25 protein-coding genes are annotated in these 20245 nt (G+C 60.9%); 14 read left to right on the top strand and 11 right to left on the bottom strand.

Annotation, left to right across the window (positions count from 1 at the left end; all coding sequences use genetic code 11):
• Positions 1–73: 73 nt before the first annotated feature.
• The 4 genes from GRI62_RS06580 to GRI62_RS06565 all read right to left on the bottom strand — a co-directional run bounded on the left by GRI62_RS06580 (position 74) and on the right by GRI62_RS06565 (position 2005).
• The gene (locus GRI62_RS06580) at positions 74–565 is read right to left on the bottom strand and encodes a hypothetical protein (protein WP_131452565.1); all 492 of its coding nucleotides are present in this window, start codon (positions 563–565) and stop codon (positions 74–76) included.
• A gap of 57 nt (positions 566–622) precedes the next feature.
• Positions 623–889, bottom strand: coding sequence for a hypothetical protein (locus GRI62_RS06575; protein WP_160731832.1), 267 nt, complete (start codon positions 887–889; stop codon positions 623–625).
• 31 nt (positions 890–920) lie between these two features.
• Positions 921–1265 carry a phage holin family protein gene (locus GRI62_RS06570; protein WP_160731831.1) on the bottom strand — a complete coding sequence of 115 codons (345 nt, stop codon included), beginning with the start codon at positions 1263–1265 and terminating at the stop codon, positions 921–923.
• 140 nt (positions 1266–1405) lie between these two features.
• On the bottom strand, positions 1406–2005 hold the full coding sequence (locus tag GRI62_RS06565) for a hypothetical protein (protein WP_234027382.1): 600 nt from the start codon (positions 2003–2005) through the stop codon (positions 1406–1408).
• A 173-nt stretch (positions 2006–2178) separates the two neighbouring features.
• Here GRI62_RS06565 and eno point away from each other — a divergent pair, with 173 nt between their 5' ends.
• Positions 2179–3465, top strand: a complete 1287-nt coding sequence (eno, locus tag GRI62_RS06560; RefSeq protein WP_131452562.1) for a phosphopyruvate hydratase — start codon at positions 2179–2181, stop codon at positions 3463–3465.
• Between the two features lies 1 nt (position 3466).
• On the opposite strand, the gene GRI62_RS06555 is transcribed toward eno, so the two are convergent.
• Genes GRI62_RS06555 through ribB form a run of 3 tightly spaced genes read right to left on the bottom strand, consistent with a single transcriptional unit; the run spans position 3467 to position 6109 of the window.
• Positions 3467–4426, bottom strand: a complete 960-nt coding sequence (locus GRI62_RS06555) for an aldo/keto reductase (RefSeq protein WP_234032741.1) — start codon at positions 4424–4426, stop codon at positions 3467–3469.
• Positions 4419–4841, bottom strand: a complete 423-nt coding sequence (ribH, locus tag GRI62_RS06550) for a 6,7-dimethyl-8-ribityllumazine synthase (protein ID WP_131452560.1) — start codon at positions 4839–4841, stop codon at positions 4419–4421. Before ribH ends, GRI62_RS06555 begins: the two co-directional genes overlap by 8 nt.
• Positions 4842–4843: 2 nt before the next feature.
• The gene (gene ribB, locus GRI62_RS06545) at positions 4844–6109 is read right to left on the bottom strand and encodes a 3,4-dihydroxy-2-butanone-4-phosphate synthase (RefSeq protein ID WP_131452559.1); all 1266 of its coding nucleotides are present in this window, start codon (positions 6107–6109) and stop codon (positions 4844–4846) included.
• A gap of 119 nt (positions 6110–6228) precedes the next feature.
• Between ribB and GRI62_RS06540 the strand changes: the two genes are divergently transcribed.
• On the top strand, positions 6229–6747 hold the full coding sequence (locus GRI62_RS06540; protein WP_131452558.1) for a flavin reductase family protein: 519 nt from the start codon (positions 6229–6231) through the stop codon (positions 6745–6747).
• Here the strand turns inward: GRI62_RS06540 and GRI62_RS06535 are convergent.
• Both GRI62_RS06535 and GRI62_RS06530 read right to left on the bottom strand, forming a co-directional pair.
• Entirely contained in the window at positions 6744–7715 is a 972-nt protein-coding gene (locus GRI62_RS06535) for a M48 family metallopeptidase (protein ID WP_131452557.1), read from the bottom strand. The two genes, GRI62_RS06540 and GRI62_RS06535, sit on opposite strands and share 4 nt — an antisense overlap.
• Positions 7716–7808: 93 nt before the next feature.
• Positions 7809–8537: an SDR family oxidoreductase gene (locus GRI62_RS06530; protein ID WP_131452556.1), complete on the bottom strand. Its 729-nt coding sequence runs from the start codon at positions 8535–8537 to the stop codon at positions 7809–7811.
• A 160-nt stretch (positions 8538–8697) separates the two neighbouring features.
• Between GRI62_RS06530 and GRI62_RS06525 the strand changes: the two genes are divergently transcribed.
• The 10 genes from GRI62_RS06525 to GRI62_RS06480 all read left to right on the top strand — a co-directional run bounded on the left by GRI62_RS06525 (position 8698) and on the right by GRI62_RS06480 (position 16716).
• Complete coding sequence (locus tag GRI62_RS06525) at positions 8698–10173, top strand: oligosaccharide flippase family protein (RefSeq protein ID WP_131452555.1); 1476 nt, start codon at positions 8698–8700, stop codon at positions 10171–10173.
• Between the two features lie 266 nt (positions 10174–10439).
• A complete protein-coding gene (locus GRI62_RS06520; RefSeq protein ID WP_131452554.1) occupies positions 10440–11642 on the top strand; it encodes a tyrosine-type recombinase/integrase in 1203 nt (400 codons plus the stop codon).
• The gene (locus GRI62_RS06515) at positions 11639–12283 is read left to right on the top strand and encodes a hypothetical protein (protein WP_131452553.1); all 645 of its coding nucleotides are present in this window, start codon (positions 11639–11641) and stop codon (positions 12281–12283) included. Before GRI62_RS06520 ends, GRI62_RS06515 begins: the two co-directional genes overlap by 4 nt.
• 111 nt (positions 12284–12394) lie before the next feature.
• Positions 12395–12634, top strand: a complete 240-nt coding sequence (locus GRI62_RS06510) for a helix-turn-helix transcriptional regulator (protein ID WP_131452552.1) — start codon at positions 12395–12397, stop codon at positions 12632–12634.
• Positions 12631–12822 (top strand): hypothetical protein, encoded by a 192-nt coding sequence (locus GRI62_RS06505; RefSeq protein ID WP_131452551.1) that lies wholly within the window; start codon positions 12631–12633, stop codon positions 12820–12822. The genes GRI62_RS06510 and GRI62_RS06505 overlap by 4 nt, the downstream gene beginning before the upstream one ends.
• Entirely contained in the window at positions 12819–13319 is a 501-nt protein-coding gene (locus tag GRI62_RS06500; RefSeq protein ID WP_131452550.1) for a DUF1376 domain-containing protein, read from the top strand. The genes GRI62_RS06505 and GRI62_RS06500 overlap by 4 nt, the downstream gene beginning before the upstream one ends.
• The gene (locus GRI62_RS06495; RefSeq protein ID WP_131452549.1) at positions 13316–14806 is read left to right on the top strand and encodes a DEAD/DEAH box helicase; all 1491 of its coding nucleotides are present in this window, start codon (positions 13316–13318) and stop codon (positions 14804–14806) included. Before GRI62_RS06500 ends, GRI62_RS06495 begins: the two co-directional genes overlap by 4 nt.
• Positions 14803–15801, top strand: coding sequence for a DUF7146 domain-containing protein (locus GRI62_RS06490; RefSeq protein ID WP_160731830.1), 999 nt, complete (start codon positions 14803–14805; stop codon positions 15799–15801). Before GRI62_RS06495 ends, GRI62_RS06490 begins: the two co-directional genes overlap by 4 nt.
• Entirely contained in the window at positions 15782–16240 is a 459-nt protein-coding gene (locus GRI62_RS06485; protein ID WP_234027381.1) for a hypothetical protein, read from the top strand. Before GRI62_RS06490 ends, GRI62_RS06485 begins: the two co-directional genes overlap by 20 nt.
• A gap of 83 nt (positions 16241–16323) precedes the next feature.
• Complete coding sequence (locus GRI62_RS06480; RefSeq protein WP_131452547.1) at positions 16324–16716, top strand: hypothetical protein; 393 nt, start codon at positions 16324–16326, stop codon at positions 16714–16716.
• Between the two features lie 343 nt (positions 16717–17059).
• On the opposite strand, the gene GRI62_RS06475 is transcribed toward GRI62_RS06480, so the two are convergent.
• Both GRI62_RS06475 and GRI62_RS06470 read right to left on the bottom strand, forming a co-directional pair.
• A complete protein-coding gene (locus GRI62_RS06475) occupies positions 17060–17506 on the bottom strand; it encodes a Ros/MucR family transcriptional regulator (RefSeq protein WP_131453801.1) in 447 nt (148 codons plus the stop codon).
• Positions 17507–17866: 360 nt separating this feature from the next.
• Entirely contained in the window at positions 17867–18103 is a 237-nt protein-coding gene (locus GRI62_RS06470) for a hypothetical protein (protein WP_131452546.1), read from the bottom strand.
• 484 nt (positions 18104–18587) lie between these two features.
• Here GRI62_RS06470 and GRI62_RS06465 point away from each other — a divergent pair, with 484 nt between their 5' ends.
• Both GRI62_RS06465 and GRI62_RS06460 read left to right on the top strand, forming a co-directional pair.
• The gene (locus GRI62_RS06465) at positions 18588–19550 is read left to right on the top strand and encodes an O-antigen ligase family protein (protein WP_160731829.1); all 963 of its coding nucleotides are present in this window, start codon (positions 18588–18590) and stop codon (positions 19548–19550) included.
• Positions 19534–20238 (top strand): polysaccharide biosynthesis/export family protein, encoded by a 705-nt coding sequence (locus GRI62_RS06460; protein WP_131452544.1) that lies wholly within the window; start codon positions 19534–19536, stop codon positions 20236–20238. The genes GRI62_RS06465 and GRI62_RS06460 overlap by 17 nt, the downstream gene beginning before the upstream one ends.
• Positions 20239–20245: the final 7 nt, after the last annotated feature.

Here is a 20245-nt window from a genome sequence, read left to right as displayed (position 1 = left end):
CTTGAAACGCGTTGCGCGCCCTATCGGCAATGCCGACGGGGCGCGCAAGCGGATAATCCCGAGGTAAATTCGTTCAGCGGCGACCGATGGCGCGGGCGAGGGCATTGCCGGTCTCGCGCCGGGCGCTACGCGCGGCGTCGGCGGTATCGTGCAGCGAATTGCTGGCGCTGCGTCCCAGCGAACGTGCGCGGTCACTCAGGCTCTCGCCAAGATTGCCGGCGCGGCGCGCACCGGATTTGCCGATGTCTTCCGCATCGTCGAGAAGGTTGGCGGCAAAGGCGCTGGCAATCTCGGCACCGACGGCAGCCAGACCGATCGCCTTTGCACCTCCGCGCGCGGCAGCCCGGCGCGGTGTCTTGAACAGGCTGGCGACCAGGATACCGAGCACGATACCGCCAGCAGCAGCCGTCAGCGGACGTTCCTTTACAAAGGCAGCGAACTTTTCGGTCGCCTCGGACGCCGTATCGCCCGCGCGCTCGGTGAACGAGCGTTCCGCCTGCGCGGCCTCACGTTCCTGAGCGGCGGCAATGCGGGCCTTGATTTCTTCGCGCTTCGGGTCGTTCATGGTAATTCTCCGGAATGGAATAAGTTGTCGTATGCGGAGGGGGTGTTTCAGGCGCGATCAGAACCAATCGCGGTCCCATAGCTCCTGCAGGCTCTCGGCGATTTCCTCGCGGAAAAGCCAGCCGACGGCAGCAGCCAAGGTAAGCGCAAAGCCAGTCTCAATCACACCAGGGTTTTCCTGCGCGAATTCACTGGTGTCGTCAGCAAGGTCGCTTGCGCCTTCGCTGAGGCGGTCCTTCAACCTCTCGCCCAGTCCACGTTGAGCATAGCTGCCGGTGATATTGCGCCAGTCGTTGGTCACAAGGCTCTTCGCCGCATCGCGCATGGCACGATCTTCGTGGAAGGCGCGTAGCATTTTAGCCATGATGGTTCGCCTCCTTGTGGTCGTCGTCGCGAATAGCGTGCATCATCGTCCGCCACGATGCTGTCGCCTTCCACAGGCACCAGCCGCCCAGGATCAGGATCAGGCTCACCACCAGTGCCGTCGCCACCCACGCACCAACGATCGGAGTGAGCGCGATGATCAACCCGACCGCGAGACCAATGGTGGCCAACATGCCGAAGAATGCGCCGGCGGTCGCGAAGATGATGGTGCGCTTGAGAGAGTCGGCCAAGAACGCGGCGCGGGTTTTCTGAAACGCCAGTTCCGCGTGATAGTAGACGCGCGCATCGGAAAACAGGGCTTCGAAATCTTCCAGCAACGAGCGCTTCCCCACGGACGAGCCAGGCTCGTCCGTGGGTTGGTATGCCTCATCCGCAGAACTGGGGAACGAGGCGCCTGCATAGCCCTCTTCACCGGTCGGCATGGCAGTGCTCTCGTCCTCCCGTAACGTCACGGATATCAACGAAACATGCGAGCGAAGAAGAAGCCGACCACGGCTGCAATGCCGACCGCTGCGACCGGGCTGTTACGGATGGCGGTACGGCCGTCTTCCGTCAGTTCCTCCAGGCTGCGCTCATCCAGACGGCGAGCGTTTTCCTGCAGGCTGCGCGAGGCCGAACGGGCGTAGTCACCGTACTTCGCACCCAGTTTTTCATCGAGCGTGGCGGCGTTCTCGTCGATCACGCGCGAAAGCCCGGACAGAGCCTCGCTGGCCTTGGTCTTGCCATCCTGCGCCAGTTCACGGCTCTTGACCTTGGCGTCGGAGCTCCAGGTTTCACCCTTGCTGCGGGCATCGTCACGATACTGGCCAGCGCGCAGCTTCGCTTCGTCGCCGAGCGCGGCTGCTCCGGCTTTCGCCTCGTCGAGTGCGGCGCTGAACCGCGACTTTGCCTCACTGGTGTTGGCCGAGGTGGCAGGCGTGGTTTCGCTCGTGCTCATCGGCGGGGTAACGGTTCCGGTGGTGGCGCTTGCACCCAGACTGCTGGTGGTGGAACCCGAACCGGTCGTAGCCCCGGTGGTGGGGGTCAGCGGAGTGGTGGTAGGTGTCGTGTCGACCATGATAATTTCCTTTCGCCTCGTCCGGAAGAGTATCCCGGCTATATCCTTTGAGATGTATTACTTGGATAATACACCCGCGTTCAGGAAATCAACGCGTGTTGCAGAGCATGGTTCCGGCAGATAGGAGGCCCGCGAAACCGCAGTGCCACACCCCATTTGCCGGAGCCTTTCTGATGACCGCCATCCTCGATATTCATGGCCGCGAGATCCTCGATTCAAGGGGCAATCCCACCGTCGAGGTCGACGTTCTGCTGGAGGATGGCAGTTTCGGCCGTGCTGCCGTCCCCTCCGGTGCCTCGACCGGTGCCCACGAAGCGGTCGAGCTGCGCGACGGCGACAAGAGCCGTTATCTGGGCAAGGGGGTGACCAAGGCGGTGGATGCCGTCAACGGCGAGATCGCCGATCTGTTGCTCGGTGTCGATGCCGAGGATCAGCGCGATGTCGATCTGGCCATGATCGAGGCGGACGGCACCGGCAACAAGGGCCGCCTCGGTGCCAATGCCATCCTGGGCGTCAGCATGGCGGTGGCCAAGGCGGCGGCCGATGCCCGCGGCCTGCCGCTTTACTCCTACATCGGCGGCGTGGGGGCGCACATGCTGCCGGTCCCGATGATGAACATCATCAACGGGGGAGAGCACGCTCACAACCCCATCGACGTGCAGGAATTCATGGTCATGCCGGTCGGCGCGCCTACCCTGGCCGAAGCGGTTCGCTGGGGTTCCGAGATCTTCCACACGCTGAAAGGTGCCCTGCATGATAAGGGCCTCGCCACCGCAGTGGGTGACGAAGGCGGTTTCGCGCCCGACATCGCCAGCACCCGCGCCGCGCTCGATTTCATCATGGCGAGCGTCGAGAAGGCAGGGTTCAAGCCCGGTGAGGATGTCGTGCTGGCTCTCGATTGCGCCGCGACCGAGTTCTTCCGCGCTGGCCGTTACGAAATTTCGGGCGAGGGTCTCTCGCTCGCGCCGACGGAGATGGCCGATTATCTGGCAAAGCTGTGTGACGACTATCCGATCCGCTCGATCGAGGACGGCATGAGCGAGGACGATTTCGAAGGCTGGAAAGCGCTGACCGACAGGATCGGGGACCGGGTGCAGCTTGTCGGTGACGACCTTTTCGTGACCAACCCCGAACGCCTGCGAATGGGCATCGCCCAAGGCCTGGCCAATTCGCTGCTGGTAAAGGTCAACCAGATCGGCACGCTGACCGAAACGCTGGAGGCCGTCGATGTCGCCCACCGAGCCGGTTACACCAGCGTAATGAGCCACCGCAGCGGCGAGACAGAGGACGCCACCATCGCCGATCTCGCCGTCGCCACCAACTGCGGGCAGATCAAGACCGGGTCACTTGCCCGTTCGGACCGGCTGGCCAAATACAACCAGTTGATCCGCATCGAGGAAGAGCTGGGCGACAGCGCGCGCTACGCCGGCAAGACTTGCTTCGGACGTCTCGCCCGCTGAGTCAGTCCAGCGACCGGGTCAGGCGCTCGAGCTGGTCTTCGGACAGGTCAAGCCGGGTGAACGCCAGCGTCTCGCGCAACTGATCGACATTGCGGGCGCTGGCGATGGGGGCGGGGATGCCGGGCTGGCGGACCAGCCAGGCGAGCGCGATGGCGGGAAGGCTGGCACCGGTTTCGGCGGCGATCTCGTCCAACACGGCAAGCACCGGCGGACCGCTTTCGACATAGTCCTTCGTGCGATAGCCGCGCTGGCCTTGCTCGAAATCCTCCGGCCGGCGATACTTGCCGGTCAGGTATCCCGCAGCCAGGCCGAAGAACGGCAGCATGGCGATGCCCCGCTCCACACACATCTGTTGCAGGGCAGGGCCATAATCATCGCGGGCGACCAGATTGTAGTGGTTTTGCAGCGCGTCGAAGGGCGCGAGGCCATTGTTGTCTGCATGGGTGAGGGCAGCGCCCAGCCGATCGGCTTGGAAATTCGATGCGCCGATGGCACGCGCATGGCCGCTCTTCACGGTTTGCGCGAACACCTCGGCAATCTGCGCCACGTCCAACACCGCGAAATCGCGATGCGCGTAGTAGAGATCGATATAGTCGGTCCGCAGCCGCTCCAGCGAAGCTTGGAGATGCGCGTTCACTGCCGCAGGTTCGTAAAGCGACGCATCACCCATGGAGCCGGGATCGCTCGGCTTCGTCTTGCTCAGCATCCCGGTCTTGGTGTGGATTTTCATCTCGTCGCGAACGCCACGCGAGGCAAGCCAGTTGCCGATGAAGGCTTCGCTTTCGCCCCCTGCGTGGCCATCGACCCAGGCGGAATAGACGTCGGCGGTGTCGATCATACGTCCGCCGGCTTCGTAAAAGGCGTCGAGCACGGCGAGCCCTTCATCGCCGTGCGCCGTCCAGCCGAACACGTTGCCGCCGAGAACCAGCGGGATACCGGCGATGAAGGTATGCTCAGACACGATAGGCCTCCTGCAGTTCCATCAAGCGCATGGCCGCCTGCGCTGCCTCGCCGCCCTTGTTCTTCTGCGCAGGATCGGCGCGGACCAGCGCCTGCGCCTCGTTCTCCGTCGTCAGGATGCCATTGCCGATGGCGATGCCGTCCATCGTGAGCGCCATGATGGCGCGCGCACTTTCGCCTGCGACGATCTCGAAATGATAGGTTTCCCCGCGAATGACGACGCCGATGGCGACAAAGCTGTCAAAACGTCCGGCATCCGCCGCCAGAGCGATGGTGCCAGGCACCTCCAGCGCGCCGGGAACTGTCACGATCTCGCAGGTGTGGCCGGCATCTTCCAGCGCGGCGCGGGCGCCGGCGACCAGCATGTCGTTCAGATGGGCGTAGAAACGGGCTTCGACGATGAGGAAATGGGCCATGATTACTCCGGGATAGCGCGTTCTTCGACGACGGTTATGCCATAACCTTCGAGCCCGACCACGTTGTGTTTCGAATTGGTCAGCAGGATCATTTCGCTGACGCCGAGGTCTGCCAGGATCTGCGCGCCGATGCCGTATTCGCGCAGCTCGCCGCTGTTGAGGGAGAGGCCGGCGACCTCGTCTTCCAGCGATTGCGGGCGGTTGGGCATGAGCACCACGATCAATCCGTTGCCCGCCTCGCCGATGGCTGTCATCGCGCGTTGCAGCGCGCGCTTCTTTTCGCCCGGACGGCCGAGCACGTCGTCGAACACGCTGATGGCATGCATTCGCGTCAACACCGGCTCGCCGGGGACGACCTTACCCTTCTGCAGCACCAGGTTGGTCGAGCCGTCGACGGTGTTGCGATAGGTGATCGCCCGCCAGTCTCCGCCGTAGTCAGAGCGGAAATCGCCTTCGCTGGCACGGATGACGAGATGGTCGTGGCGCATCCGGTAGGCGATCAGATCGCGGATGGTGCCAATCTTCAGGTCATGCCGGCGGGCGAAACCGATCAGGTCGTCGAGACGGGCCATCGTGCCGTCCTCGTTCATGATCTCGCATATCACGCCTGCGGGATTGAGCCCGGCAAGCCGGCTGATGTCGACTGCAGCTTCGGTATGGCCCGCGCGCACCAGCACGCCGCCGTCGCGGGCGACGAGGGGAAAGACGTGGCCGGGGGTGACGATGTCGTCCGGGCCCTTGCTCGAATCGATCGCAACCGAAACGGTGCGCGCGCGGTCGGCGGCGCTGATGCCGGTGGTGACCCCTTCGCGGGCCTCGATGGCAACAGTGAACGCGGTCTCATGCCGGGTGCGGTTTCGCGCCGCCATCATTTGAAGTCCAAGTTCACGGGCGCGGCGGCTGCCCAGCGATAGACAGATCAGGCCACGGCCATGCGTTGCCATGAAGTTGATAGCGTTGGGGGTTGCCATCTGGGCGGGGATGATCAGGTCGCCCTCGTTCTCGCGATCCTCGTCGTCGACCAGGATATACATCCGCCCGTTGCGGGCCTCCTCGATAATCTCCTCGATGCCGACCAGAACAGGCGTGTCGTCGTTCGCGGAGAGGAAACGATCGAGCTTGCCCAGCGTCTCGGTCGTCGGATTCCAGGCATCTTCGCTGCAATCGCGCAGGGTGTTGGCATGAAGACCGGCGGCGCGGGCGAGCCCGGCGCGGGTCATGATTCCCTCGTCGACGATGTGACGGACTTTGGCGATGATGTCACTCATGAAGGCAGGCATATCACATCAAAATGTGATAGCAATCCAACAAACCACATTCTAGGCGAACGTCGCCCCCATGAAAGCCCTTTGAAACTGCGCGCTTCACCATTTAAGGGCAGGAGAGCATGGCCGCCGACATCAATACACCCGACGCAATCGGCTTCGCATTTCGCGAGGCGATGCGCCATGTCGCGGCCACTGTCTACGCTGTCACCACTACCCATCGCGGAGAAAGGTTCGGGATTTTGGCGACCTCCGTCGCATCGCTCAGCTTCGATCCGCCATCGCTGCTGGCCTGTATCAACCGCGAAGCATCCCTGCATGATCCGCTGGCCGAGGCAGAGCGGTTTTGCGTCAATATTCTCGGCCTTGCCAACCGCGACGTGGCGGAGCGGTTCATGCGGGCCGGGGTCGAAGGCCGGTTCGCGGTGGGCGACTGGGCGGACGAACACGGCGTTCCGGTGCTGCGAAGCGCGCAGTCGAGCCTGGTCTGCTCGGTCGCCGATCGCCACGCCTTCGGCACGCACACGATTTTCGTCGGAGAATTAATTGCCGCAAGCCACCGGCACGATGCCAAGCCGCTGACTTATTTCGATCGCCATATCGTCGACATCACCGAAGCTCCCGAGAGCGACGGGCGCTAGTCGCGCGCAAAGCTGCTGTCCCTCCGGGCGAGCAAATGACCCGGCCAAGTGGGCCCGCGCCGCAACGCAAGATACAGCGCGATCTCCCGCTCGACGAGTGCCGCGCGGCCCTCATTCGATGGGTAGATGAAGCTGGGCAGGGTTGCGCCCGGCATTCCGTAGGCAGCGGCGTTGCGCCAGAAATCGGGCACGATCGCCGGGTCGTAGCCGGCATTGGCCAGCAGGTGGACTGACAACCGGTCAGCCTCGATCTCCGCCTCCCGATTGGCGCGCTGGTTGCGACCGAGCTCTGCGAACAGGCCATTGTCGATCCCCGCTTCTTCCTTGCGCCGCCGATGCTCCAGGATGGTGTGCGCGAGTTCGTGCGCCACCACGATGGCGAGGTGACTGTCCGTCAAGGCCGCGACGCTATCGAATTGCACCTGGATCACCCGTCCGTCCGATCGCGCCATCGGCCCCTCTCCCAGCAGCACCTCTACCAGCGAGCGGCAGCCTTGCGGCGCGTCGAGCTCGACGACCCTTTCTGTGCCGTCGCGCATCACGGTGAGGGCGAGGGGGGTGCCGGTCGGGCGATCCGCCATGCGGTAGAAGGCTGCCTCTCGCAGCCGTGCATTCGCCGCCGGCACGATGTCTTCCACGCGCTGTCCATCGATCGCCACGAAAGCGTCATCGCGCCGAAGGCCGGCATTGGCGGCGGGTGAATCAGGCAGCAGGCTGGCAATGGCGAGGGGGCCGTTGACGAACCGCTCGCGTGCCGAGGTCGATCCGTACTGGTCGGCACTATGCAGGATCATCCCCGTCAAAGGCATCAGCGTTGTGCAAAGCGGCGCGTTGGCGAGTGCCAGCCGCTCGGCGATTTCCGCGAGCCGCAGATCCTGCGCTTCCAGCCGCGCCCACTCCTGTGCCGAATTGCGCTCCTCGGTCGACTGCGCGTTTGCCGCTGACACGGCGAGCACGAGGGCCGGCACAAACCCCAGCCATCGTGCGGCCTTTCGCAAAGGCAGCCATTGCCGCACTGTCACGCTTCTGTCCTTTCGCATGGTGATCGTTCTCGCATCCGCTCAGCCGCGACCAAGGAACGGGAGGTCTATCTGCATCACCATGCCTTCGTAGAAATTGAGATGGTCGGGAATGTCGCACATGTGCACGATGACGTCGGCCATGTCCTCGGGACTGGCAGCGACTTCCGCGTCGAGGGTGATCGCGCCAGGTGCGATTTCGGTCGCGACAATGCCGGGGTGGAAGATCGAGGCGGCGATGCGGTGCGGCCGGCCGTCTATCGCCAGCGAGCGGGTCAGCCCGTCGAGTCCGAACTTGCTGGCGGCATAGGCCGGGCTATGGTCGCGCGGCACGCGGGCCGAGATCGAGCCGACGTTCACGATCCGCCCGCGGCCCCGGGCCTTCATCGCGCGAAAGGCCTCGCGGCTGCACAGGAAGGCGCTGGTAAGGTTGGTGTCGATCACTGCACGCCAGGTCGCCAGCGTCATCTCGTCAACCGGCGTGGAAATGGCAATGCCGGCGTTGTTGATCAGCACGTCGATTGCGCCAAATCGCCGTAACGTCCCGGCGAACAACGCGCTGACATCGTCCTCCCGCGTCACGTCTGTCACCACCGCCAGCGCATCCCCGCCCGCTGCCTCGATCCGGGACGCAAGCGCCGCCAGCCGTTCCTGCCTCCGTGCCGCCAATACGACTTTGGCACCTTTGGCGGCAAAGGCGAGGGCGCACGCCTCGCCGATGCCCGAACTGGCCCCCGTGATCACGACGACGCGACCTTCGAGTATCGACATTGCTGGGCCATCCTGTTGCTGCCTCGCCAGACTGTGTGGGCCCTTCGCACAAAACACAATGCGCGAGATTGCCCTTGGCCTTGCCCGTCAAGCCCGCTAGCGCGCGGCCTTCGTCGGACATCGTGGGCCGAACGCGACGCGAAGGCAGGGGCAACCGCAGATGGCGCAGAAAGGCGAACTGGGTCATTCGGCACGTCAGTCCATCGTCTGGGGGGCGGGCTTCCAGTTTCTGAACCAGGCCGTCCAGTTCGGTGCCATGCTGGTGCTGGTGCGCCTGCTCACGCCCGCAGATTATGGCACCGTGTCACTGGCACAGGCGATCCTCAACGGGCTGACGGTCGCCAGTTTCGCAATCTTCGTGCAGCACGCACTGCAGGCGCGCGATCCGGCCACAATCGATTGGCAGAGCCACTGGACCGCAGGCGTAGTGATCAACGCCGTCATCGTCACGATCACTTTAGCCGTTTGCTTTGCCCTTGCCCAATCCCCCAAATACGAAGCCATCGCAGCGCCGCTCGCGGTGCTGACCTTGAACTTCGTGATCGGCGTGCCGGCGTCGCTGCGTCAGCGAATGCTGGAGGTGAACCACGAATGGTTAAAGCTGCGCGGGCTGCTCTTCAGCGGTGCGGTCGGCGGGTTGCTGGCGGCCCTGCTGCTGGCATGGCTGGGCGCGGGATACTGGGCGCTGGTGGCCCCAGCAGTGATCTTCGGTTTGCCGATGGCCATCGACCTGTTCTGGCGCGGCGGGTTCCGACCTCAATGGTCCTATGATCACCAGTACTATGCCAATGCCCTCAGCTTTGGCTATCAGCGGATGTTCTCGGCTGCAGCCGGGCAAGGCCGTACCTTTACCGAGCAAGCCTTGATCAGCGCGGTATTCAGCTTGGCGACACTTGGCATTTACACGCGTGCGTCGGGGCTCGGGATCATGTTGGTCGGGCAATTCGGCGGACTGGCCATCGCCGCGCTCTATCCTATCATCACCCGGGCCGAACAGCAAACACCGCGTTTCCAGCGGCTTGCCGGTTTGCTCATGCGCGGCGTAACTTGGAGCATGGTGCCTGCCGCACTGTTCCTGTGGACTATGCCGCGCGAGATTGTGTTGGTTCTCTACGGTGAGCAATGGCTACCGGTGATTGAATTGCTGCCTTGGGCCGGCCTTTCTATCGGCGCCTTTGGCTGCGTACAGATGTGTACCACGCTGATGCTGGCAAACGAGAGCCGCAAGCTGGTGCTGGCTATCGATATCGCGACCAGCGTGCTGGCCATCCTGCTGGCATGGCTGACCATCCCATCCGGGCCAAAGTATTATTTCATGGCAACGAGTTTGCTTGGCGCGGCAATGCTTGGGCTGGTCTGCGTGGCGATGGTGCGGACCCGCGCGATGACCTGGAGCGGTGTTGCCGGTGGGCTTATCCCCCCCGCCGTGGCGGCCGCAGGCGCAGCGCTTGCGGTGGCGTTCCTTCGGCCTTGGATCATGACACTGCACCCGCTCCTGAGTCTGGCTCTTGCCGGAACGGTGCTTGGCGTCACCTATGTGGCCATACTGCGGCTTGCCTTCGCCAGCTCCCTGCGCGCGCTGGCCGAAATCCTACCCGGCGGGCCGCTGCTGCTGCGCGTACTCGGTTATCGCTAGGCGAGGTGACTATCGGTGGTGGGTGGTGGACGCACTAGGGCTCGAACCTAGGACCCGCTGATTAAGAGATTCGGGTCCTAGGTTGGACGTGTATGCATCGGCTTGCTCCGGGATGCACAAGCCATTGGAGTACCATCATTTTCTGGTGGACAGGATTGGACGCATTTGGCTAGGCCTGTCGATGGGGTGATTGCTGGGTGCTTATTTCTTTCGCCGAGCTCGACCCGCTAACCCTCGCAATCGCATGGGGTCGCCAGGAGCTGCTAATGCCCACTGCCCGGATTACTAAACAGGTTGTCGATCGGATTGAGCCCGGTGCCAAGGAGACCTTCACGTGGGACGACGTATTGCGCGGGTTTGGCGTCCGTACGACTACAAGCGGCGCGAAATCCTACGTGCTTCAGTACCGTATGGGCGGGCGCGAAGCGTCATCGCGGCGCTACACCATCGGCAAGCACGGCTCACCTTGGACACCGCTGACTGCAAGGAAGGAAGCAGAACGCTTGTGGCTGATGATCAAACAGGGCGTCGATCCAGTACAAGCGGAGCACGAGCGACGTCGGCAGGCAATCGATCTGGGATTTGAATCGTACGTTGAACTTTTCGTTGATCTTTACCTGAAGAAGCGTTGGAAACAGTGGCCGTTAGGTGCGGGCATTCTGAAACGCGAAGCGGTGCCGGTCCTCAAGCGTAAACCGCTGCCGGCGATTCAGCGCTCTGACTTAAGTCTCATTTGGGATCGGACGCATGACCGTCCGGCGATCGCGCGGCTAACGCATGCAACCTTGCGCAAACTATTTCGATGGGCGGTGAGCCGCGGCGACCTCGACCGCTCGCCGCTTGAAGGGGTCGAAGCCCCGCCACCTGTAGCTGCACGGGACAGGGTGCTTTCGCACGAGGAGCTTGTGCATCTATGGCGAGGTTGCGAGGAGCTCAGCTATCCGTTTGGAAGCCTCTTCCGGTTCCTGCTGTTGACTGGTCAGCGCCGAGAAGAAGTCGCCGCGCTCGACTGGCGCGAGCTCGATCGCGCGGCGGCACTCTGGACTCTTCCCGCGGCTCGTTCGAAGAATGGCAAGCCGAACCTTGTGCCGTTGAGCGCCCTGGCCATTGGCGAGCTGGATGAGCTCGGGGCGGGTGACAGTTGGCCGAAATCTGGCTTCGTCTTTTCGACAACAGGCGCAACGCCCGTCTCGGGTTTCTCGAAGGCGAAGCGGCGAATTGACGAAGTCATGGCGTATGACGCTGGCGGTCAGGCCGAGCCATGGCGGATCCACGATCTGCGTCGGACTGTGGCAACGGGTTTGCAGCGCTTGGGCGTTCGTTTCGAAGTAACGGAGGCGGTCTTGAACCACGTCGGCGGCTCGCGGAGCGGTGTTGCGGGCGTCTATCAGCGCCATGATTGGCTAGTTGAAAAAGCTGATGCACTTAATGCGTGGGGCGAAGTCATCAAGAATTTGGAAGTATCATGAAGGACGAGCAAGGTTGGCTTACGTCAGCGAACCTTCGAGATGTCTTGGCCGAAGTGACGCCCGGCGCTGGAACTCAGGAACTAATTGATGCGCTTGGCAGGGGGTACATCACCGGTAGAGCCAAGTACGTCGACGTTGTAAAATCGGCCGGTCGTCTGATCAGCGAGCATGAAAACTGGAACATTCCCCGCAAGCTCTGGAGTCATAGGAACTCGAGATTGGATTTGGAGTCCGACCAGTTCGAAGGGCGCGTAGCTATCAATGAGGGCGGCCTTCTTGGCGTTGTTGGAGCGGCCGAGTTCCGATGTGACCGCTTGCTATTCAATCAGGCGGAAGTGCGGGAATTCTTCAAGCTTCCGCCTGTTTCCGCTGGGAGTGGCTCGGAAACGGGCGGTCGAAAGAAAGGGCGCTCACCGGCCGCCGGGTGGCCGATCTTCGCCGCAGCACTGGCCCTGTGGGTAGAACGCCAAAACGATACGGCCGACCAGTTTGCCGCTTTGGGTTCAGATGAACTTTGGAAGCAGATCGACACCATACTCACTGTCGAGTGGGGGAGGGAGGGGTTGGCTCGGACGACCTTCCAGCCCGCCATTCAAGAATTCCTTAAGCGGATGAAGGAAGAGGCGGTCCGCCGAGAATAGGCCCATGAGCCCCTTTTCGGCGCTTTTCGGCATTTCCGGCGGCGTCTTGGACGGGAAGCTATCAAGCAGAATCCAACAGGCGGCACTGTGCGGCCCGAGGAGCCAAGCAAGATGGCGCAAGACTTCGTTCACCTCAATTTGTTGGATACCGGCCGAGCGGCCGAGTGGCTCGGCGTATCCTCTTCGATGCTTGAAAAGCTGAGGGTCTATGGAGGTGGCCCCCCGTACCTCAAGCTGGGGCGTAACGTCCGCTATCGCGTCGGCGATCTCAGCCGCTGGATTGAAGACCGCGTCACCTTGAATACGAGCGGTGGCGCTACGCCCACGAACGCTCGTGGACACCAGTCGTGAGCGCGGCCAGCTACGCGCGTCCGGGTGCGGTGCAAACCGACACGCCCCGTTCTGAACTGGCGTTTGCTGTCCATCAGGTCTTGGTGAAGGCCGAGAGGGATTATCCCGAGCTTCCCGGCAATCCCTACTGGCAAGCCCATCGGGCGGTTGCGTCCTTCGTGTTCCTTGCTGAGTTCGAGGCCGGATGATGGGCAGCGCGGTCGACATTTGGTTTCCGACCTACATCGGAGACTTTTTCACCGTCACCGCTTCCATGACGGGTCACGAGGTCGGTGCCTTTCAGCTGATTATCGCTAATCTCTGGAAGGCCGGTGGCGCGATTAAAGCGGATGACAAGCAGCTCGCAAAGCTGGTGAGGGCCACGCCCCGGCAGTGGGCCGAGATTAAGGAAACCTTGTGGTCGCTGTTCGAGATCAAGGCCGGAATGCTTACCCATCCAGCCACTACGGCGGAAATCGCAAAGGCTAAGGCGAACCGTGAGAAGAAGCGCCTCGCGGGGATCGCGTCAGGGGTCAACAGGAAGGCAGCGCGTGTTGAACAGGTGTTCAGCCGGGGCTCGACAAATGCTGAACCCCGCGCGGATGAAGGTGAAGGTGAAGGTGAGGGTCCTTCCCAGGGTAGCATTCATGGCGATACGCAAGAGCGCGACTACCCCTTTCGTGTAATTGATGGGAGCGGCACGTGACCTTGCTTCGCCATCTCTGGGCCGATGCGACCGAGCCCCGTCCGCTCCGTCCGCACCAGGACCTTGCGCTTCAGGAATTGCGGCGGGCCCTCGTCGAGGGATGTAGCCGTGTTGTTCTCCAACTGCCCACTGGGGCGGGGAAGACCCGCATCGCAGCCGAAATCATCAAGGGCGCGCAAGCCAAGGGCAACCGGCTGTGCTTCACGGTGCCCTCGATCAGCTTGATCGACCAGACCGTGGCGGCGTTCGAGGGCGAAGGAATCTTCGACCTTGGCGTGATTCAGGCCAACCATCCACGGACGCATTACGGGATGCCGGTGCAGGTGGCGTCCGTTCAGACGCTCTCGCGCCGTACGCTGCCCAAGACGGACATCGTCGTCGTTGATGAATGTCATATGCGTTTCAAGGTGGTCACCGACTGGATGACCGCCTCGCCTGATGTGCTGTTTATCGGTCTCTCGGCGACGCCGTGGGCAAAGGGCATGGCCAACCACTGGCAGAAGCTTATCACTCCCGTGCGGATGCACGAGTTGATTAACGCGGGCATCCTGTCGCCTTTTCGTGTGTTTGCGCCGTCGCACCCGGACCTGGCGGGCGTCCGCATAGTCGCGGGCGATTACGACGAGGGGCAACTCGCCGCCGTGATGGGCGACAATCAGCTCGTTGCTGACGTCGTCGAAACCTGGCTGCGGCAGAGCGAGCGACGCCCCACGCTCGTCTTCGCTGTAAACCGCGCGCACGCCCGGCAGCTGCAGCGGCAGTTGTTCCGCGCGGATGTCGCGATGGGTTATTGCGATGCCAACACTGATCGTGTCGAGCGGCAACTGCTGTTTGCCGAGATGGCGTGCGGCAATCTCGCCGGTATTGTGAACGTCGGCACGCTCACCACCGGGGTAGATGCTGATATCCGGTGCATCGTCATGGCGCGACCGACCAAGTCTGAGATGCTGTTCGTGCAGTCGATCGGTCGGGGGCTTCGGCCCGCCGAAGGTAAGGCAGATTGCCTCATACTCGATCATGCGGACAATCACTCACGGCTCGGCTTTGTAACCGACATCCATTACGCCAACCTCCAAGGCAAGAAGGACAAGCCTCTCAGGACCCGGAAGGAGCGCGGGGAACCGATGCCGAAGGAGTGCCTGGCGTGTGGGGTTCTTAAGCCGCCCAACGCCGCTGTCTGCCCCGCCTGCGGCTTCAAGGCCGAGCGTCAGAGCGAAGTCAGGGTGGCGGAAGGCGAGTTGGTCGAGCGCCGGCCCGGCAAGGGCAAGGCGACCTTCGAGGACAAGCAGGCCTTCTGGAGCATGGCGCTGTTCGTCGACGGCCAGCGGGGCAAGAACGGCAAGATGGCTAAGGCGCTCTACAGGGGCAAGTTTAAGGAGTGGCCGCGTGATCTGGCTTGGGAGCCGAAGGAGCCCACGCCAGAATTCCTGTCGTACGAGTACTCTCGTCGCATCGCCTACCACAAGAGGCGGGAGAACGCCGCGTGAGGCGCAGGACGATCGACGCCGCGCGCGGCAAATGGAAGGGAATTCTCCTCCATCTCGGGGTCGAGGCCAAGTTTCTCGACAACAGGCACGGCCCCTGTCCGTTGTGCGGAGGGCGCGACCGCTATCGTTGGGACAACAAGAATGGCAATGGCACCTACATCTGTGGCCAATGTGGGGCGGGTAACGGCCTGCAGTTGTTGATGAACTTGAAGGGCTGGGACTTTGTCACGGCGGCGCGCGAGGTCGATGACGTGGTCGGCAACGTCGATCCCGATCCGCCAACGCGCGAAATGGATGACCCCACCCGCGTTAGGCTCATGAATAAGCTCTGGCAGAGTGCCACCCCGCTGATTTCGGGCGATCGTGCTCATCGCTACCTGGCCAGCCGGGCCGCACTGCCATCGACTATTCCTTCTTGCTTGCGCTCAACGGGATGGTGCCCCGCACCCGACGGGGTGCATCGCTCGGCGTTGCTTGCCCTCGTTAGCGGTCCGGACGGTGAGCCGGTAAACATTCACCGGACGTTCCTCGGACCGAACGGCAAGGCGGATATGGAGAATCCGCGCGCTCTTATGCCCGGCCGGATCCCTGACGGTGCGGCGATCAGACTGTTCGCGGCGACCGGTGAGATCCTTGGCATCGCCGAGGGTATCGAGACGGCATTCGCCGCAGCGGACCGGTTCGGCATTCCCGTCTGGAGTGCAATGAACGCCGCCATGCTCGCGAAGTGGACCCCTCCGGCTTATGTCCGCGAGGTTTGGATTTTCGGCGACAATGACGCGAAGTTCGGAGGACAGGCCGCCGCGTTTGGCCTCGCTCACAGGCTGGCCGGTCGTCTCGACCTGCAGGTGCAGGTCCATGTGCCCATCGAAGCCGGCCACGACTGGGCAGACGAAATCACACACGCGGGCAAATCGTATCGCGAGAGTCAGGAAATAGTACCGCAATCGCAAGGTCGGAATTTGGGGAAGAGCCATGCGCAAGCCGAACAATGACGGGCGAAATTCGGACGGTCGCTTCGCCTCGGGTAACAAGCTGGGCGGCAACAGAGCTGGCAGCCGTCATCGGGTCACGCGAGCCATCGAAGCTCTTCTCGAAGGTCAGCACGAAGTCCTCACGGCAAAAGCTGTTGAGCTGGCCTTGGACGGGGACACGACCGCTCTTCGCCTGTGTTTGGATCGACTTGCGCCGCCCAAGAAGGACTCGCCGCTGAGTCTGGACCTCCCGCTAGTCCGGTCTGCAAAGGATGCGGTCGATGCGTCCTCGATGGTCCTGGCTGCAGTCTCGGCTGGTGAAATCACTCCCGATGAGGCCGGGCGCGTGATGGCGCTACTATCAGCTCACAATGAGATTATTGAAGCGGGCGATCACGAAACGCGCATCGCCGAACTTGAAAAGCGCTTGGAAGAGCAGCGCTCCCGGAGGGGAGCATGACGATCCGGCGGCGGTTGGCGAAGCTCGAATGTGCGCTCCCGCCAGCGCCGGCCGTCGAGCGGACGCGGGAGGAGCTGCGAATAGTGGCTTATGAGATGGCACAAGCGCTCATTACGGTCGGCAAATTTCCCAATATGCAAGAACGGCTCACTGATTACGCGAGCCGTACCGCGTCCGAGATCCGCAGAAAAGCGGCCATGCCAATGACGGACATATACCGCCGGCATATTCAGTATGTTGAAGAGATGTGGGTCGCGTCGGGCAGGACGCTGCCTTTCGTGCCTCCGGTACTGGGCTCTGATCATGACGAGTGGTTCCTGTCAGGCCTGGCTGAGAGGCGGCTGGCGGTGAGGCGCCGCCCTTCGGTAATCGCACTGATCGGCGAGACGATCAGCTCCCCTTGGTCCGTTCCAGAATGTCCGACCGTTGGAAGGGAGGAGGGCTCAGGTGTAGGGGAGGGCGCACAGAAGGCGTGACGGTCTTGGTCGGGCAGAGGCAAGTCAAGCAAGCCCGCGAATTCGGACCCGCTAATCCTCAATAAGGGGGTCCAGCTAGCTTGTTTCCCTATCTAGGGCCGCTGGAGTTGCCAGCCTGTGCGCCAATGGAAACACGAAGGAAGCACGATCACCGCCGAATGACCGCTTTGCACCTTCAGCTCGGTCATCCGACCAGTCGCGGCGCGATCCAAAACCGATCACTGCTTCCGTGTGCACAAGGTCGCGCATAAAATATACATAATCTAAAAGCACAAAAATTCAACTAAATCTAAGAAAAAACCATCGTGCTCGCAAGGTCTTTATCCGCTCGATTTCCGATTGTTCACTCAGATGCACTTTTCTTCGTCTTTATCACCTTCTGACCGGGCTTGCGGCCGAGGCCAATCTTCTTGGCGAGATCGCGACGCTTGGCAGCGTAATCGGGGGCGACCATCGGGTAGTCGGAGGCTAGGCCCCAGCGAGCGCGATATTCGTCGGGCGTCATGCCATGGTCTGTCATCAAGTGACGCTTGAGCATCTTCATCTTCTTGCCGTCTTCGAGGCAGACGATGTGATCCTTCTTGACCGACGAGCGGACGGAGACCGCAGGCTCGGGGCGCACTTCCTCCGGAGCAGCGGTGGCACCCAGTCCGGCGAGCGCCCCGTAAACGCTCTGAATGAGCTCAGGCAGCGCGTTGTTGTCGACATTGTTGTTTGCCACGTGCGCGGTGACGATGTCTGCAGTCAGCGTGATGAGAACCTCGCTGGCACTGTTGTCGGAGTTATCCATTGAATCCCTTAATAAAAATTCGTAGTCAGCAGGTTCGGATTTGAGACCGATCAATTTATCAGGAGGCACGTGATGTCAATCATAATGATGGATCATTTTAATTGTCCGCCTGACGGTCAGCGAAGGGACCTGCAAGGCCCTTGCACATTGAGAGGCAAAAGACATCGGCGATATTAGCAGCTCATCGGCGCAAAGTTGTGCTTTTCAGCGCGAAGCATACAGAGGTTAGCCGATCCATCTACAACCCGTGGCTCGTAAAGCGCCAATATCAAAGGCCTCCCATCACGCCGTGATGAGAGGCCAATTACCGTTAGAAAACCAACCTTAGGTGAAAACCCCTGTGGCCTTCGTTGACACGATCTACGGACTGCCGGGCTGATCACTGCCGCCGCTCGAAGCGACGGCGATAACACCCACCACGGCAACTAGGCTGATAAGTAAGATAATCGGCAATCCGACACCGACGAGCTTCTCGCTCTTATCCAACGGCGCGAAAGAGCGCTCTATTGCGGGCGCTTCCTGCGCCATCGAAAGGGTCGGCAGCGACATTGAGGCCGCAAGCAGTCCGCCGAGAATCAATTTCTTACCAAACAACATTTCGTTACCCCTTGAATTTCAACCCGCTTCTGGATCAAGGCCATTCCTATGTCAACCCTGACAGTGAATTTTCGGAGTTTTTATGTCCCAGGCGACTTCCGAATTGGTAGCCTTAAAAAACCCAACGTCATCACTATGGGTGGCTGCGTCCTTAATTCTACTCTTACTATTCGGTGGCAAAGACTTCCAACTGCAGACTTGGCAATTGCCTATCCTGCAACTGTGTACAGTGTGTTTGGTATACCATGCATTTGCCCTTTGTCGGACTAGGGCTTACAGGAACCGTTTGGAGACGAAGATATTATGGGGACCGTGCCTATTTCTACTTTTGATTTTGTTTCAATTAATCCCTTTTCCGATTTCTTGGGTTACCGCAGTACAACCGCGAGTATTGGGCGAAGTGCGGGCTTATGGAGATCCTAGCGGATGGGCCCCATTCTCCACCGATTCATTACAGACTTTGCACTTCCTGCTTTACGCAGTGATGGGTGTTGCGTTGTATATCGTGTTTAGGATAGATATTCGGACTGCAAGTATTGTCGCCATGAAATGCCTGCTTTGCGCTGCATTCCTTAGCTTAGCAATTGCCGCTGTGCAGGTCTCCACCGGGGGGCGTGTCTTCGATTTCTGGAACAGTCCTCATGTTTCCTATGGGCCGGGCATATTCGCAAACCGCAACCATCAGGCCCTGTTTCTCGGTATGACGATCGCTGCGATCTGGTGGATTGCCGGACGAACATCGCGTTCGCATCGTTGGCCGGCAATTACTTCAACGCTGTTATTGCTTATTGGGGTGATTTCGACAGGTTCGCGTGCGGGCATGATCTTGTCCCTGCTGTTGACAGTCGGCGGTATCCTTTTGTTCGACGAGAAAGTACGCTCGAGCAGTCTACGTTTCAAAGCCGCCTGGGCAATTGGCGCCTCGACGATGTTGCTGTTCCTTGCATTCGTGAACCTAAGGGTCGCGGAATCGCTTTTACGCTTTAATGCTGTGGAGGATGACTTGCGCTGGACCTTCTGGCGGGGGACTTGGAAAGCCGCTAAGGCCTTTTTCCCCAGTGGGTCCGGATACGGCACGTTCGTGGATGCGTATGGACTCTATGAAACGATCGATGACCTGTCATTGACATATGCCAATCGCGCCCATAGCGAATACCTCGAGTATCTGCTTGAGGGAGGTCTCCCTTTCGCGATTGCACTGGCAGTGGCGTTAACCCTCTTGCTTTTACGATTCAAACGATTACTGCAAAAGCGAGACAAACTCAGTTCAACAAATTTGCAGTCGCTAGGTGGGCTTTGGACGGTTGCCGTTCTGCTGCACTCGATCGTCGATTATCCTGCTCGAACGCCGGCCGTCCTTACGCTTTTTGCGCTGGGGCTGGCTCAATTCTTCACTGACGATGATGCCGTGGCGGTGATGGGGAAAAGACATGATCAAAAAATTTAACAAGATGATCTTCTTTGCCGCGGCAGTAATTTCGCTCCCTTCGTTATCGGGGTGTACTTCTGGACCTTCGATTGAGCAGACGCGCGCGCAACTGACTTTACCCGCTGACATGCCGACAACAGTCGATCGTCCCTATCGCATCGGCGCGTCCGATGTTCTGCAAATCAATGTTTTTGACGAACCCGCACTTTCGTTGGATGAAATTACTGTTGATTCATCTGGCACCATTCCTTTTCCGCTTGTTGGAGACGTACAGGTCGCAGGACGAACAGGACGCGAGGTCGCAACAGAAATCCAAGATCGTCTGGGAGCCGAATATTTGCGAAACCCCCAGGTTTCGGTTTTCGTCACCAATTCAGCAAGATTACGTCTGACTGTGGAGGGGGACGTGGAAACGCCCGGCGTTTTCGAAATAAAAGGCGATACTTCATTGTTGCAGGCGATTGCCCTCGCGGGGGGGCCAACACAGACGGCCAATCTCGAAGAAATAATTGTATTCCGACATGTCGACCAAGCAGTTTATGCCGCCCAGTTCGATCTGCGGGACGTGAGAATGGGAATTGAACCGAATGTGCCCCTTGAGGCCGGGGACATCGTTGTGGTCAGCGCATCAGGCGTCAAAGGGTTACTAAGGGATGCACTTCAAGTCGCTCCTCTGCTTACCGCCCTATTTTATCGTATTATCTAGGCGGAGG

This window comes from Aurantiacibacter arachoides (assembly GCF_009827335.1).
Classification (GTDB): domain Bacteria; phylum Pseudomonadota; class Alphaproteobacteria; order Sphingomonadales; family Sphingomonadaceae; genus Alteraurantiacibacter; species Alteraurantiacibacter arachoides.
Note: the sequence above shows the minus strand (reverse complement) of the source record. Positions and strands in the feature narration are given on the sequence as shown.